Source organism: Arthrobacter bambusae, from assembly GCF_022606295.1.
Classification (GTDB): Bacteria; Actinomycetota; Actinomycetes; order Actinomycetales; family Micrococcaceae; genus Arthrobacter; species Arthrobacter bambusae_A.
Genome location: NZ_JAHHZS010000016.1, coordinates 48623 through 61675 on the forward strand (window position 1 = coordinate 48623; position 13053 = coordinate 61675).

12 protein-coding genes are annotated in these 13053 nt (G+C 64.3%); 5 read left to right on the plus strand and 7 right to left on the minus strand.

What is annotated here, in order from left to right; translation table 11 throughout:
• Window positions 1-78: 78 nt before the first annotated feature.
• Window positions 79-1275 (minus strand): SLC13 family permease, encoded by a 1197-nt coding sequence (locus KNN17_RS12610; protein ID WP_241709410.1) that lies wholly within the window; start codon window positions 1273-1275, stop codon window positions 79-81.
• Between the two features lie 123 nt (window positions 1276-1398).
• On the opposite strand from KNN17_RS12610, the gene KNN17_RS12615 reads away from it, so the two are divergent.
• The gene (locus tag KNN17_RS12615; RefSeq protein WP_241709411.1) at window positions 1399-1908 is read left to right on the plus strand and encodes a DinB family protein; all 510 of its coding nucleotides are present in this window, start codon (window positions 1399-1401) and stop codon (window positions 1906-1908) included.
• 84 nt (window positions 1909-1992) lie between these two features.
• On the opposite strand, the gene KNN17_RS12620 is transcribed toward KNN17_RS12615, so the two are convergent.
• Window positions 1993-2934: an aminodeoxychorismate lyase gene (locus tag KNN17_RS12620; RefSeq protein ID WP_241709412.1), complete on the minus strand. Its 942-nt coding sequence runs from the start codon at window positions 2932-2934 to the stop codon at window positions 1993-1995.
• Window positions 2935-3042: 108 nt separating this feature from the next.
• Here KNN17_RS12620 and cls point away from each other — a divergent pair, with 108 nt between their 5' ends.
• Complete coding sequence (cls, locus tag KNN17_RS12625; protein WP_139359640.1) at window positions 3043-4515, plus strand: cardiolipin synthase; 1473 nt, start codon at window positions 3043-3045, stop codon at window positions 4513-4515.
• Window positions 4516-4519: 4 nt separating this feature from the next.
• Here cls and KNN17_RS12630 read toward each other — a convergent pair whose 3' ends face one another.
• Entirely contained in the window at window positions 4520-4966 is a 447-nt protein-coding gene (locus KNN17_RS12630; RefSeq protein WP_241709413.1) for a MarR family winged helix-turn-helix transcriptional regulator, read from the minus strand.
• Between the two features lie 112 nt (window positions 4967-5078).
• Here KNN17_RS12630 and KNN17_RS12635 point away from each other — a divergent pair, with 112 nt between their 5' ends.
• Together KNN17_RS12635 and KNN17_RS12640 are read left to right on the plus strand one after the other, a co-directional pair.
• Complete coding sequence (locus KNN17_RS12635; RefSeq protein ID WP_241709414.1) at window positions 5079-6176, plus strand: NAD(P)/FAD-dependent oxidoreductase; 1098 nt, start codon at window positions 5079-5081, stop codon at window positions 6174-6176.
• Window positions 6177-6229: 53 nt separating this feature from the next.
• Window positions 6230-7237 carry a dienelactone hydrolase family protein gene (locus KNN17_RS12640; protein WP_241709415.1) on the plus strand — a complete coding sequence of 336 codons (1008 nt, stop codon included), beginning with the start codon at window positions 6230-6232 and terminating at the stop codon, window positions 7235-7237.
• A 16-nt stretch (window positions 7238-7253) separates the two neighbouring features.
• On the opposite strand, the gene KNN17_RS12645 is transcribed toward KNN17_RS12640, so the two are convergent.
• A complete protein-coding gene (locus KNN17_RS12645) occupies window positions 7254-7970 on the minus strand; it encodes a hypothetical protein (RefSeq protein WP_241709416.1) in 717 nt (238 codons plus the stop codon).
• A 186-nt stretch (window positions 7971-8156) separates the two neighbouring features.
• Window positions 8157-8621 (minus strand): phage tail protein, encoded by a 465-nt coding sequence (locus KNN17_RS12650; RefSeq protein ID WP_241709417.1) that lies wholly within the window; start codon window positions 8619-8621, stop codon window positions 8157-8159.
• Window positions 8622-8758: 137 nt separating this feature from the next.
• On the opposite strand from KNN17_RS12650, the gene KNN17_RS12655 reads away from it, so the two are divergent.
• Entirely contained in the window at window positions 8759-10339 is a 1581-nt protein-coding gene (locus KNN17_RS12655) for an NCS1 family nucleobase:cation symporter-1 (protein WP_241709418.1), read from the plus strand.
• Window positions 10340-10342: 3 nt separating this feature from the next.
• On the opposite strand, the gene pabB is transcribed toward KNN17_RS12655, so the two are convergent.
• Complete coding sequence (gene pabB / locus KNN17_RS12660; protein WP_241709419.1) at window positions 10343-12430, minus strand: aminodeoxychorismate synthase component I; 2088 nt, start codon at window positions 12428-12430, stop codon at window positions 10343-10345.
• Window positions 12427-12987, minus strand: a complete 561-nt coding sequence (locus KNN17_RS12665) for a low molecular weight protein-tyrosine-phosphatase (protein WP_078107392.1) — start codon at window positions 12985-12987, stop codon at window positions 12427-12429. The genes pabB and KNN17_RS12665 overlap by 4 nt, the downstream gene beginning before the upstream one ends.
• Between the last annotated feature and the right edge of the window lie 66 nt (window positions 12988-13053).

The window sequence follows — 13053 nt, forward strand, 5'->3', positions numbered from 1 at the left end:
CCCCGACTATACGACCGGGCTGTTCTACATTCTGTCTTGATTCTTCACGCCGGGCGACACGGCTACTGCCGAAGACGCTCAGTGGCCGGTGGCTGCCAGGACCGCCACTGCCGCGAGCACCGTCAGGGGCGCGACAATCAGTCCGAAGAGCGCATAGCCCTTCCACGTGATCAGGACATTCATGCGGACGAGCCGGTCGTGCCAGAGCAATGTGGCCAGGGAGGCCCAAGGGGTGATGATCGGTCCGGCATTGACTCCGATCAGCAAGGCCGCCATCCGCGCAGGCGTCCCCGCCAGCGGTTCCGCCAGCAGGTAGGCAGGCAAATTGTTGAGGACATTGGAACCGGCGGCGCCCGTCACGGCAAGCCGAACCAGGTCCATGAAGCCTTGGCCTTGTCCGGCCAACTGGCTCAGCAACACGGGAGCCCCCAGATGCCTGGCGGCTTCCATCACCAGGAAAAGTCCGGAAGCGAACAGCAGCAAGGACCATGGAATCAGCGTCACCTTGAGGACCCGCGGACTCCGGAGCGCGAACACGACCCCCAGTACAACAGCCCCGGCCAGGGCCGGGATCCAAACCGGGACCCCGGACACCAACGCAGGCAGAAGCAACGCCAGCACCAAGGCGCTGAACCCGAGCAGTACCCGGTCCGCGGCAGGCCTGGTTTCAGCCCCGGCCGGCTGATCCGGCCTGATCCGCACCACCGGGATCCGTGAGTAGCGGTTGCGCAGATCCCGTCGGAAGACGATACCGATGAAGAGCAACGGCACGACGACGGCGGCAAGGGCGGGTGCCCACATGAGGCCGGCGAAGCCACCCGGAGTAATGCCGCCAAGGCTGTGCTGGGCGAGAAGGTTGGTCAGGTTGGAAATGGGCAGCAGCAGGCTTGCCGTGTTGGCCAGCCACACGGTGGTCAGGGCGAAAGGCAGGGCCGGCAGCCCGGCTTGCCGCGTCACACTGACCACCACGGGTGTCAGGAGCACCGCTGTTGTATCCAAAGAGAGGAAGACGGTGCTCAGCGTCGCGAAGACCGCCAGGAACAGCCACAAGAGAATGCTGTATCCGCGGCCCCAATAACGGAGCCGCCGGGCTGTCCAAAGGAAGACTCCGGCCTCACTGCACAGCTCAGTCACAACTGTCATCGCCACGACGAACAGCAGAATCGGAGCCACCCGATCCACGAGTGCCATGAGATCCGTGAAAGGCAGGGCACCCGTGGCGATCGCCACGGCCCCTAAGCCAAGGAGAACCGCTCCAATGATCGCCAGACGCATGAACGGAGTCTATTGCCCGGCAAGCGATCCTCAGACCAAGGACTGCGCCCCCTACGTCAATCGACGGCGGAATTCAGGACAGCCGCTAAGCTCGGATCACGTCGATACTGACTGAATCCCTGCTTGACGGAAAACATAGGTGCAACCGTGACGCTTGCCGAGGACAACCTCAACCAGCCAATTCGGATCCAATTCGAAGCATTCATCGACGAGCACCGGCGCGCGCTCAACGACTGCTTGAACGGTTTGACGGAGGAACAGGCCCGGCGGTCATTGGTCCCGTCCCGGACCACGCTGCTGGGCCTCGTGAAACACGTGACCTTCGTGGAAAAGGTCTGGTTCGACGAAGCCGTCACGTGCCGCTCCCGCGCAGAGATCGGCATCCCGGCCACGCCGGACGAATCTTTTATCCTCGACGACGGCGACACTATCGCCACGATCCAGCAAGCACACCGCGAGGCATGCGAAGCTTCGCGCCAGGCGACGTCGTCCTTGGGGCTCGACGACCTGCTTAACGGCAACCGACGCGGTCCGCTCCCGTTGCGTTGGGTTTACCTCCACATGCTCCGGGAGCTAGCCCAACACTGCGGGCACGCAGACATTCTGCGCGAACAGATCACCGCACCCAAGTAGCTCGCAGTAGATGTCGTTTTGGGCGCTCTTAACGACATTTACTGCTAGTCACTTGGGCAGGCGGAAGCAGTCGGGTTGGAACCCCTACTCAATCCCCGCGAACAGCTCGTTGAGCTCGGCCGTCAGCTGCTTGCGCATTGCCGGGGTGCCGATCTCCCTGCCGTCCACGTGGTTCACGGGAGCGATGAGCCGGATGCTCGAGATCAGCCACACCGCATCGGCGTCGAACAGGTCTTCCGGGACCAACGGGCCGTAGCCCAGCTCCCAGCCCGCTGCCTTTGCCTTGGTGAAAAGCGCGTCCTGGGACGTGCCCGGCAGGATGCCGCTGTCCAGTTGCGGAGTGATGAGGCGCTTGACCGTGCGCACCGAGCCGGCGCCGTCGTCGACCGTTTCCACGTGAGCCAGCAGCACCGTGGACGTCGGGCCCTCAAGAACCCGGCCGTCCGTTGAGGTGAAGATCGCGTCGTCCGCGCCTTGCTTGTGGGCGTAGCGCAGTGCGGCCATGTTCACGGCGTAGGAGAGCGTCTTGGCGCCGAGCAGCAGCCAGGGAGCGCGGTCGCCCGCCTCCGTGTCGAAGCCACGGTCAAGAAGTACGACGTCGATGCCCGTCTCGCGCTGCCGGCGGCTGCCCGCGGGGGACGGCGAAGCCTGGATCCAGCAGGTAGGAGTCGAGGCGCCTTCCACTCCGCGCGTCACCAAGAGCTTGACGACAACTTCGTCCTCGGCCGGGCTTGGCGCGGGGAAGGCGTCCCGGAATTCGGTGATCGCGGTGTCGATCGCTCGGCGCCAGACCTCCTGTTCGGGAATGTTGAGGTCCAGCGCGCGGGCTGAGCTCTCAAGCCTGTTCAGGTGCGCCTGTACCTTGCGCGCACGGCCCTCGACGGCGAGCAGCGACTCGAAGACGCCGTCACCCCGGGTGGCGCCCAGGTCTGTGGCCATGAGCTGCGGCTGGCTGGAATCGGCGACGCGGCCGTTTTCGAACGCTGGATCCAGGAATACGAGGACCGTCGAGGCAGGTAAAGTCATGTTTCCAGCTTAGTGCTGGCCCGCGGGACGGACGGTCGGATGCGGCGTGCCAGATAGGCTGGGCTGACTGTTGGTTCTTTGAATAGCTGTTCGATCGTGGGGGTGTGGGTGCTGTTTCCTTTTCAGTTCGGGCCAGAGTGGACCTGGCTCCTCGGTGCGTGGGCCATCTTTGAAATCATTTTGCGCATCGTGCTGCTGGGCGTCATTCCTGGAAACCGCCGACCCACGACGGCCATGGCGTGGCTCCTCGCCGTCTTCCTCGTTCCATCCGTCGGTTTCGTCCTGTTCCTGTTGTTCGGCAATTTCCGTTTGTCCCGCCGCCGTCGGGAGCAGCAGGAGCAAGTCAATGATCGGGTGCGTGCAGGCACGTCGGCGCTCGCCGACGTCGTAAGCACGTACTCGGGACCCGAATGGGTGACCTCGGCCGGTGAGCTGAACCGGCGCCTGGGTTCCTTGCCGATGGTGGACGGTAACTCCGTGGAGCTCTTCCCAGGCTACGAGGAGTCGATCAAGGCCATGGCGGAAGCGGTCCGGGGGGCCAAGAAGTTCGTCAATGCGGAGTTCTACATCATGAGCAGTGACTCGGTCACTGACGAGCTCCTCACCGAGTTGGAAAACGCGGCAGCGCGCGGCGTCAACGTCCGCCTTCTGTTCGACCACATCGGCACCCTGCGTATCCCCGGCTACCGAAAGCTCGTCCGCCGGCTCAAGCGCGGCCAGATCCAGTGGCGCCGCATGTTGCCGCTGTTGCCCATCCACGGCCAGTGGCGTCGGCCGGACTTGCGGAACCACCGGAAAATCCTGGTGATCGACGGCGAAATCGCCTTCACGGGCTCGCAGAACCTGATCGAGCCCTCCTACAACAACCCCAAGCACCGACGCGCCGGGCGCAAATGGGTGGAACTCATGGCGCGGATGGAGGGCCCGATTGTTGCGACCCTCAACGTCGTCTTCGCTACCGACTGGCTCAGCGAAACCGACGAGTCCCTCGAATACCAGCTGCAGGTTGCGGTCCAGGCAACGCCCGGCCGGATGACGGCCCAGGTGGTTCCCAGCGGGCCCGGGTTTGTCACCGAAAACAACCTGCGCCTGTTCAACACGCTCATCTACTCGGCCCAGCACCGCATCTCGATTTGCAGCCCGTACTTCGTGCCCGACGATTCGCTGCTGTACGCCATTACGACGGCGGCCCAGCGCGGCGTCGACGTGGAGCTTTTCGTCTCCGAGAAGGGCGATCAGTTCCTCGTCCACCATGCCCAGCGCTCCTATTACGAGGCGTTGCTGGAGGCCGGGGTCCGGATCTACTTGTACCGCGCCCCTTACGTCCTGCACGCCAAGCACTTCACGATCGACGAGGAAGTGGCTGTCCTCGGCTCCAGCAATATGGACATGCGCTCCTTCTCGCTCAACATGGAGGTGTCCGTGATGATCCTGGGCGCCGAGGCCGTGGACAGCATGCGCGCCGTGGAATCGAGCTACCGGGAAATGTGCCGTGAGCTGACCCTGGAGGGCTGGTTGCACCGGCCGATGCTTGCCAAGTACGTGGACAACGTGGCGCGGCTGACGGCCACCCTGCAGTAGGGACTCAGTCCTCGCAGGCCTCGTCCGCGGGTTCGCCGTGGATCCTCGACAACAGCGCATGGAGTTGCTGGAGCTCATCGGAGGAGAATCCGGCAAAGGCCTCCTGCTCGACGTCGGCCACCGCCACTTCAATCGACGACACCGCGCGCTTGCCTTCCGCGGTGATGTCGACGATATGACGACGGCGGTCCGCGGGATCGCGGCGCCGTTCCGCCAGTCCCGCGCGCTCAAGGTCGTTCAGGACCGCAACCAGTCCGCTCGCGTCGATTGAGAGGATATCGATCAGGTCCTGCTGACTGAGCGGGCCGGAATCGTCAAGCCGGCACAGCAGCACGGCATGCCTTGGGCTCAGCCCGGAGGAGTCAAGGGCTTGGCGGAGGCGCGTATTCATGATGCGCCCGTGGCGTGCCAGGAGAAACCCCAGTTGCTTTCCTGCTGCCGAAGAACTCATCAGGAAAATCTTATCACTGAGGAAATTATTGACTACGGGCAATCGTTGTCCTTCATAAACGATCTGAGCGGCACGAGCCGAGCAGCGTGAGCTTTCTACCTAAGGAGTTGCCATGAACAACGAGGCTCCGCACCCCACTGTGGCAGTCATCGGCGGAGGTTACGGCGGGATCTCCGTAGCGAAGGCGCTGGACGAATACGCGACGGTTACCTTGGTGGAGCCCAAGGACGCTTTCGTGCACAACATTGCGGCCCTCCGATCCGTGGTCCAACCCGACTTCCTGCCGCGGATGTTCCTTCCTTATGACCGCCTGCTGGGGCACGGTGAGGTACTCCGGGATCGCGCTGTCCGGGTCGACGGGCACACTGTCGAGTTGGCTTCGGGTGCCCGGCTGGCGCCGGACTACATCGTCCTCGCAAGCGGTTCCAGCTACCCCTTCCCGGCCAAGAGCGATCGAATGGTCACGAGCGACGCCATCGCCCGCTACCAAGCCGCACATGACGACCTCAAACGTGCCGGCAGGGTGATGCTGCTGGGCGCCGGGGCGGTGGGCCTTGAATTTGCGGGCGAAATCGCGGCGGCATGGCCGGACAAGGACATCGTGATGGTGGATCTTGCGCCGGACATCCTTCCCGGCCCGTACGACCCGCGGCTGCGGATCGAGGTCAACCGGCAGCTGGATGAACTCGGCGTACGGCGAATTTTGGGAAGCCCGTTGGTGCAGTTGCCGCCGGTTCCTGCGGGTGAATTCGCCACATTCACCGTCAACACCGTGGACGGTACCGCCATCGGGGCGGACATCTGGTTCCGTTGCTACGGAATCGCCCCGCAGACCGACTACGTGGCAGGCGACCTCCTGGCCGCACGGACCGCCGATGGCTACCTGGACGTCACCTCCGAACTGCGCGTCGTAGGCTTCGACAACGTCTACGCCTTGGGTGACATTTCGGCGATCGACGTGAACAAAGCCGGAGTCGCGGGACGCGAAGCCGCGGTGGTTGCCAGGAACATCCAGGCGCAGATCGAGGGCTCCGTGGAACTGGCCGCGTACACGCCGTCGAAGCCCGTCATCATCCTTCCCCTGGGGCCGTCCGGCGGCTCGGGACAACTGCCCGACGGCGAGATCGCCAGTCCGGAACTGATCTCCGAGATCAAGGGCCAACACATGATGATCGACCGCTACGTCGAAATGTTGAACCTCGGCGCTTGATGGACTGCGGCGGAAGGGTGCCGTGTTCGTAGTCCGCCGTGAGACTGTGGAGCATGGTGAGTTCAATCGAAGTTTCCTGGCAACTGGACGGCATCACGATGGAGGGCACGGTTGTCCGTCCCGACGGCGAGGGGCCGTTCCCTGCTGTGGCGCTCGTGGCCGGGAGCGGACCGACGGACCGGGATTGGTGTTCGCCCCTGCTCCCCGGCAGTAACGGAAGCGGGCGGCTGTTTGCCGAGGAGTTTGCACGCGCCGGTATCGCCTCGATCCGCTATGACAAAAGGGCGTCCGGCCCGCATGTGATGGACAACATCACGAAGCTCATCGGGAAGCTGAGCATGCAGTCCCATCTGGACGAGTTGGTGGCGGCCGTCCAGGTGCTTTCCGGGTTGGATTTCGTTGACTCCGCAAGAATTGCCGGGCTCGGCAACAGCGAGGGTGCCCTCCATGTGCTTCACTACGCCACGAGCAGCCAGACCGTTCCCTTCGCCGGGATCGTTCTCGCTGCGCCTCCCGGCCGCGCGATACAGACTGTGCTGCTGTCCCAGTTGGCTCTTCAGTCCGCCCAGGTCCCAGGCGGCGCTGAATTGATGCCCAAAGTCGAGGAAGCTGCTGCGCGGTACGCGGTCGGGCAGCCGATGAATCCCGACCCAGGCCTGCCCGACAGTGTGAAGATGGTTCTCGCGAGCTTCGAGGCTCCGGCAAATCTGCCCTTCGCCCGTGAGCTATGGAGCGAGTCTTCGTGCGACTCCCTGGGCAAGACGCGGATTCCCACACTGGTATTGATCGGCGGCAGGGACGTGCAGGTCGACGTAGACGCCGACGGCGGCCCTCTCCGGGAAGCCGCCGCCGGGATGGCGAACGTGGCTTTCGCCTTCCCGACCAACGCGAATCACGTGTTCAAGGAGGATGGGCGGAGTCCGGCCGAAGTCGCCGCATCCCCCGGGAACGGCTACAACGAACCGGGCACACATCTCGACCCTGAAAGCCTGGAAACGATTGTCGCCTGGCTGGGGGAGACCCTGAAGATTCAGAGCCTCCCGCCTGGCGGGCCGGGCTGAGTCCTCCGCCGCCCGATTACTGGCCGAGGACCGCGTCGACGAGTTTGACCAGTTCCGCCGCCGAGTCAGGGGTGACGGTGGCGCCCGTCTTGATCGCCGTGGCCCCGAGGTTGCCTTTCACTCCGGTCACGGTCAGTGTGGTGGCCTTCTGGCCCGACGCAAGGACCTGGGTCATCAACATCCCGACCGACTGGTCCCCGCTGGTCTTTTCCGGCAACGACTGTGTCTGGGTAGTGACCTTCTGCCCTCCCGCCTCGATCGTGAAGGTAGAACACTGGGCCAGCGCATCACTGGACTTCTTCGTCTGGCCGCCCAACACCGTGGGATCCTTCACCGCCAGGGCGGTGATCACGGTGACGGACTTGTCCGCCGCCGAGATGCTCTGCCCCGCCGCATACGTCGCCCCCTCCGGAACCTGAGCGTTGTTGTTCGCCAAGGCCGCGCACGCCGGGGGTGTGATGACGGCGGACTTGAGCATCTGCTTCGCGGCGATGATGCCCTGGTCGATCTGCGCAGCGGGTATGACGGTCAACGGCTTGCCCTGGTCGTCCTTCAACTGCGCGACGATCGAAGCGAGTTCTTCATTCGTGTACGTCTTCGGAGTGGGCGTCGGTGTAGGCGTCGGCGTCAAGGAAGAAGCGGCCGCGGTTCCCGGATTCGAGGGACCTCCGCAGCCTGTCAACGCCAGGACGGCAGCAAAGAGAATCCCGAGCGGTGCGAGCATTTTTTTCATGTGTAAACCCCAATTTTCGTGGCGGCATGGCCTTTCCCGGGGGTAACCGGCACAGCCTTGCCTCAACCGCCGGGCCGGTCTTTTCCCGCACCGATCCCAAGCAGTCATGAATAGGATGGTTGCCACGGTACATAATCAGTAGGCTTCCTAAATAGAGTGTTGTCTACTTGGATGCCGTCGGCACGGTCAGTACTCGCCCTTGATCACGAAGAACGAGCCGCGGATAACGCCTGCAAGCTTCGACTTCTGGCGGGCAAACTTGAAGCGTGACTCCAGTTCCTCTGGAATCTCCATGCCGTCGGAGAGCTTGAATCCGACTGCCCGCTTCCCGCCGGCCTCGATGCTGTACATGACGTTGATCGACAACCCCGACTCGTAGAAGACGTAGGCCATGCGCAAACCGTCGACGTCGAAGGCGGTCGCTTCCAGCGGGCGGGAGCCGATGACGATGTCACGCTCCTCCTTCAGGATGCGGCTCACGTGCTCCACCACCTCCGGAACCTCGCCGGCAGGGCTCACGGTGAAGACGTGGCCGTACTTGTTCCTGTAGTAGCGGCCTTCGTTGGCGCGCAGCCCGGCAAGGGCCTCGGCAACGGGAGACGATTCCAGCCCGGTAGTAGAAACATTCTCGAAGTCAACGATGTATGGCATGCATCCTCCTGGTACGACGTGGTTTGACCAATGCTAACGCGACCAGGATCCGGCGCTCCCGAGGGGTCTTTCCATCCTGGAGCAATGGGGCGATTCTGGAAGTCCAAGCATGTTTGGAAGCGTTGTTCGGAGGCGTCATGGCGCGGAAAAACGAGTCCCCGGCTGTGCAGGCACCGCCAGAGCCTGGAGACGAATACCCTGAGAAAGTCCGGATCCTGGCCGAGGGCAGATTGGTCAGCGACAGGTTGTGGAACGCAGACCTAGCACCGGCCCGGCAACGCAACTGGAGGGTCCGCAGCCTCTTCGCCCTGTGGATGTGCGACGTCCACAGCATCGCCGGATACACTTTCGCGGCCGGCCTCTTCATCACCGGCCTCGTGGGCTGGCAGGTCTTCCTTGCCCTTGTCCTCGGCATCACCCTCGTCTACTTCCTGATGAACTTTGCCGGGACGGCGGGGCAGAAGACCGGCGTACCGTATCCGGTCCTGGCGCGGATGTCCTTCGGCCTCTTCGGTGCCAACCTGGCTGCACTGATCCGGGCACTCATCGCCATTGCCTGGTACGGCATCCAGACCTGGCTCGCCTCCGAAGCCGTGTTGGTGCTGCTGTTTTCCGTGTGGCCCCAGTTGACCCCGCTCGATGGCCCGGACGTGCCACACATCCTTGGCTTGACGCCGATCGGCTGGGCGGCGTTCCTGGTCCTCTGGGCGGTCCAGCTGCTCGTCATCCGGCGCGGCATGGAGACCGTGCGGAAATTCCAGGACTGGGCCGGCCCTGCTATCTGGGTGGCAATGTTCGCGCTCGCGATCTACATCCTGACGCAAGCGGGCAATAAGTTCAGCCTCTCGATCCCCGGCGTCGCCCCTTTGGACGGCCCGGCAGCCGTGACCCAGTTCTTCTCGGCAATTGCCCTGACCGTCACCTACTTTGCGGCGCTGCTCCTGAACTTCTGCGATTTCTCGCGGTTCGCACCGGACCGCAAGACCATCCTGCGCGGCAATTTCTGGGGCCTGCCCGTGAACTTCATCGCGTTCGCCCTGGTCACAGTGGTGGTCACAGCGGGCGCGGCGTCCTACTTCACCGCAGACCAGTACCGCGGCCAGGACATGTTCAAGGTCATCACCGATCCGGTGGCGATCGTCCAGGCGATCAAGAATCCGTGGATCACCATCATCGCCGCCGTCACGTTCGTGGTGGCCACGATCGGCATCAACGTGGTGGCAAACTTCGTCTCCGCCTCCTACGACCTCGCCAACGTGGCCCCGCACAGGATCGACTTCCGCCGCGGCGGCCTCATCAGCGCGGTGCTGGCCATCGTGATCCTGCCCTGGAACCTCTTCAGCAGTCCCGTGGTGATCGTGTACTTCCTGGGCGGCCTCGGCGCGCTGCTCGGTCCGCTGTTCGGGGTCATCTTCACGGACTTCTTCCGCATCCGGCACCAGCGGTGCAAGGTCTCGGACCTTTACCACGAGGACGAGAAGGGCCTCTACTTCTACACCAAGGGCTGGAACCTCAAGGCCATCGCCGCGTTGGTTCCAGCCGCCGTCGTCGCAGGCGTTCTGGCCTTGGTCCCGGCGCTGCAGACCTTCCTGCCGGGAGGCTCGGGCCTGGGTCCGTATTCATGGTTCGTGGGGGCGATCCTGGCCAGCCTGATCTACTACACGATCACCCGGAACGATCCGCGGACGGTCCGCGCCCGGACGGAAGAACACAACTGATTCTCAGGTAGAGGGAAACTCCGCGCCCAGGGCGGAGAGCACGCCGAACGCCTTGGTCCGGATTTCCTCGTATTCGTCCTGGGCCGTGGAGTCCGCCGTGATGGCGCCCCCGACGCCGAGACTGAGCGTGCGTCCGCCGTCGCCGTCGGGACCCATCACCAGGGTCCGGATCACGACGGCGAGATCCGTCGCCGCGTTGAGCGAAAAGTACCCAATCGCGCCCGAGTAGACCCCGCGCGGTCCGGACTCCAAGCTGTCAAGGATGTCCATGGTGCTGATCTTCGGAGCTCCCGTCATGGACCCGGCAGGGAACGCTGCCGCGACGGCTTCGGCCCGGGGTGCTCCGGGTCGCAACCGGGCGTCGATCGTGCTCACCATCTGGTGTACGGTGGCGTAGCTTTCCACCGCGCATAACCGGCTGACCGTCACCGATCCGGGCACGGCGAAATGGCTGAGGTCGTTGCGAAGCAGATCCACGATCATGATGTTCTCCGCACGGTCCTTGAGGGAGGATTCAAGGCCACGCCGCAGTGCCTCGTCGATGACAGGATCGTTGGCCCGGCCCCTGGTGCCCTTGATCGGCTCGGCCCGCATGCCGCCGTCGGAGGTTATCCGGAGGAAGCGCTCAGGCGAGGTGCTCGCGACCGTCAGATCGCCGAAACGCAAGTAGCTCGCGAACGGCGCCGGGTTGCGCTTGCGCAGCGCGAGGTAGCCTTCCCACGGGTCCAGCCCGGGATCCGTGGCGGTCACGGTGGTGGTCAGGCAGACCTCGTAGGTGTTGCCCTCGGCGATCTGGTGCTGCGCGTCGCTGATTTTGCTTTTGTATTCGTCCTCGGTGTCGCGGCTGGAGAACTCAAGCGCCACTGTGCGACCCCCGACGGCGGGATCCCCGGCCGAGTGCCTCGGCGCGCTGGCCGCTTGGGGTGCCGACGCCGCGGACAGCACGGCCTCCCGCGCAAGCCCAAGCCATTCGCCGGCGTCGGGGGTATCGATGGCGAGCAGCCACACGGCAGCCTCACGGTGGTCGATCACCACGGCCCTGCCGGCGAAGAGCAACGCGGCATCCGGAGTGCCGGCCTGGACATCGCTGCCACCGGTCTCCCGCTTCAATTCATAGCCGAGGTAGCCCAACCAGCCGAGCGTGAATTCGCAGTCGTAGCCTTCCGGCGCCTTCAAAGCCTTGCGGCCCCACACGGTGTCCAACCAACGGAAGAAGGGTCCGGTGGTCTCCACGGTGGCGCAACCGGCACTGAGCCGGGTGGTTCCGGAACGGTGCGTTACGGCTTGGCCGAAGGAGCCGCCGTCGTCCGCGAGGATACTGAAGCGGCTGCGCTCGGCCGCGGCGTTGGAGGATCCGGCGTCGCCGACCGTGTCCCTGTTGGAGGACGTGTTGGAGGAATCGAGCCAGACGGCGTTGGCGGAGTGGGCGTAGAGCGTGTGGAACAGGGCCGCGGCGTCCGGCGTGGCATCTATCCGTTCGGCCTTGAGCTGCAAACCGCGGCGTGCCGAGAGCTCGGGAGCCAGCACGGGGGAGAGCGACGGGAGGTAGTTCAGCGCCTGCAGCGCGTCATCCGGGGCGTTGCCGTCAGCCCGGTTCAGCACCCTGACGTCAGTGTGGTCGAGGACGTCGTCGGTCTCCAGCCACTCGTCCTCCTGGGCCGCCCAGCTGTCCCAGAACGGTTCGTAGCTGCTGCCGTCCCGGGCCATCGCACGGTGCCTGCGGTCGTCCTCGGGAGCGTCCACCCAAACCACGGCGTCCAGCATCGGGCGGGCAGCATTCGCAGCGGCCCCGACGCCCTCGACGATGACGATTTCGGCAGGCAGCGTCACGTGGTTGCGGCCGTCGTAGTGCTTCTCCCAGTCCCAACTGACCCACTCGGCGGCGTCGCCGTGCCGCAGCGGTGCCAGGACCGTGGTGACGTACCGCTCGATGCCTGCAGCGAGGCCGTTCCAGCCCGGATAGATGTCCTCGAGATGGAACAGCGACACCTTGTGATGCATGCGGAGGCGGGCGGCAAGTTCGACGGCGAGAGTGGTCTTTCCGGCGCCGGACCGGCCATCGATGGCGATGATCACGGGTGCTGGGGTCATGAAATAGAGCGTACCTGCTGTGGGTCGTGGTGCCGTGCGTGCTGCCCGGCGGCCACGGCGTCGCGCGTGAAGGCGACAATCCCGGGGACGGCCGCCCGGATGAGGTCCCAGGTGACGTCGAAATCGTGGTGGCCCCCGTACCAGGGATCTTCGATGCCCAGGTCCAGGGTGCTCCGGCCAGCGACGGATGGGTCGAAGCTGCGCAGCATCCGGATCTTGGCGAGCGTCTCCGAATCCGGGGCGGCCTCATGCAGCCAGCCGTAGTGATCCACGTCGAGCGCCAAAATCAAGTCCCGCTCCCGGAACCACTCCTGGCGCCAGCTCCTGGCAAGGTGACCTTCGGAGTGGATCCGGTGTGCTGAAAGGACCCGTGCCGCACGCGGATCGATAGGGTGTCCGGCCTCGTATGAGGTGGTTCCCGCGGAGTCCACCACAACCGCTCCACCCAGCCCTCCGGCGTCGAACGCTTCGGTCAGCATGAGCTCCGCCATGGGTGAGCGGCAGATGTTTCCCGTGCAAACGGTGATGATGCGGTATGGGCTCGGCGCTGAGTACATGGAGCAAGCATGGGGGATCCCACCCCGTCTTGGCTAGTCAAAATTACAAGATTTGTAAAGTCGCTG

Bases quoted from the DNA above. Each gene is read 5' to 3' on its own strand.
- KNN17_RS12610 (WP_241709410.1), bottom strand. From the start codon at position 1,275: ATGCGTCTGGCGATCATTGGAGCGGTTCTCCTTGGCTTAGGGGCCGTG.
- KNN17_RS12620 (WP_241709412.1), bottom strand. From the start codon at position 2,934: ATGACTTTACCTGCCTCGACGGTCCTCGTATTCCTGGATCCAGCGTTC.
- KNN17_RS12630 (WP_241709413.1), bottom strand. From the start codon at position 4,966: ATGAGTTCTTCGGCAGCAGGAAAGCAACTGGGGTTTCTCCTGGCACGC.
- KNN17_RS12635 (WP_241709414.1), top strand. From the start codon at position 5,079: ATGAACAACGAGGCTCCGCACCCCACTGTGGCAGTCATCGGCGGAGGT.
- KNN17_RS12640 (WP_241709415.1), top strand. From the start codon at position 6,230: ATGGTGAGTTCAATCGAAGTTTCCTGGCAACTGGACGGCATCACGATG.
- KNN17_RS12645 (WP_241709416.1), bottom strand. From the start codon at position 7,970: ATGAAAAAAATGCTCGCACCGCTCGGGATTCTCTTTGCTGCCGTCCTG.
- KNN17_RS12650 (WP_241709417.1), bottom strand. From the start codon at position 8,621: ATGCCATACATCGTTGACTTCGAGAATGTTTCTACTACCGGGCTGGAA.
- KNN17_RS12655 (WP_241709418.1), top strand. From the start codon at position 8,759: ATGGCGCGGAAAAACGAGTCCCCGGCTGTGCAGGCACCGCCAGAGCCT.
- pabB (WP_241709419.1), bottom strand. From the start codon at position 12,430: ATGACCCCAGCACCCGTGATCATCGCCATCGATGGCCGGTCCGGCGCC.
- KNN17_RS12665 (WP_078107392.1), bottom strand. From the start codon at position 12,987: ATGTACTCAGCGCCGAGCCCATACCGCATCATCACCGTTTGCACGGGA.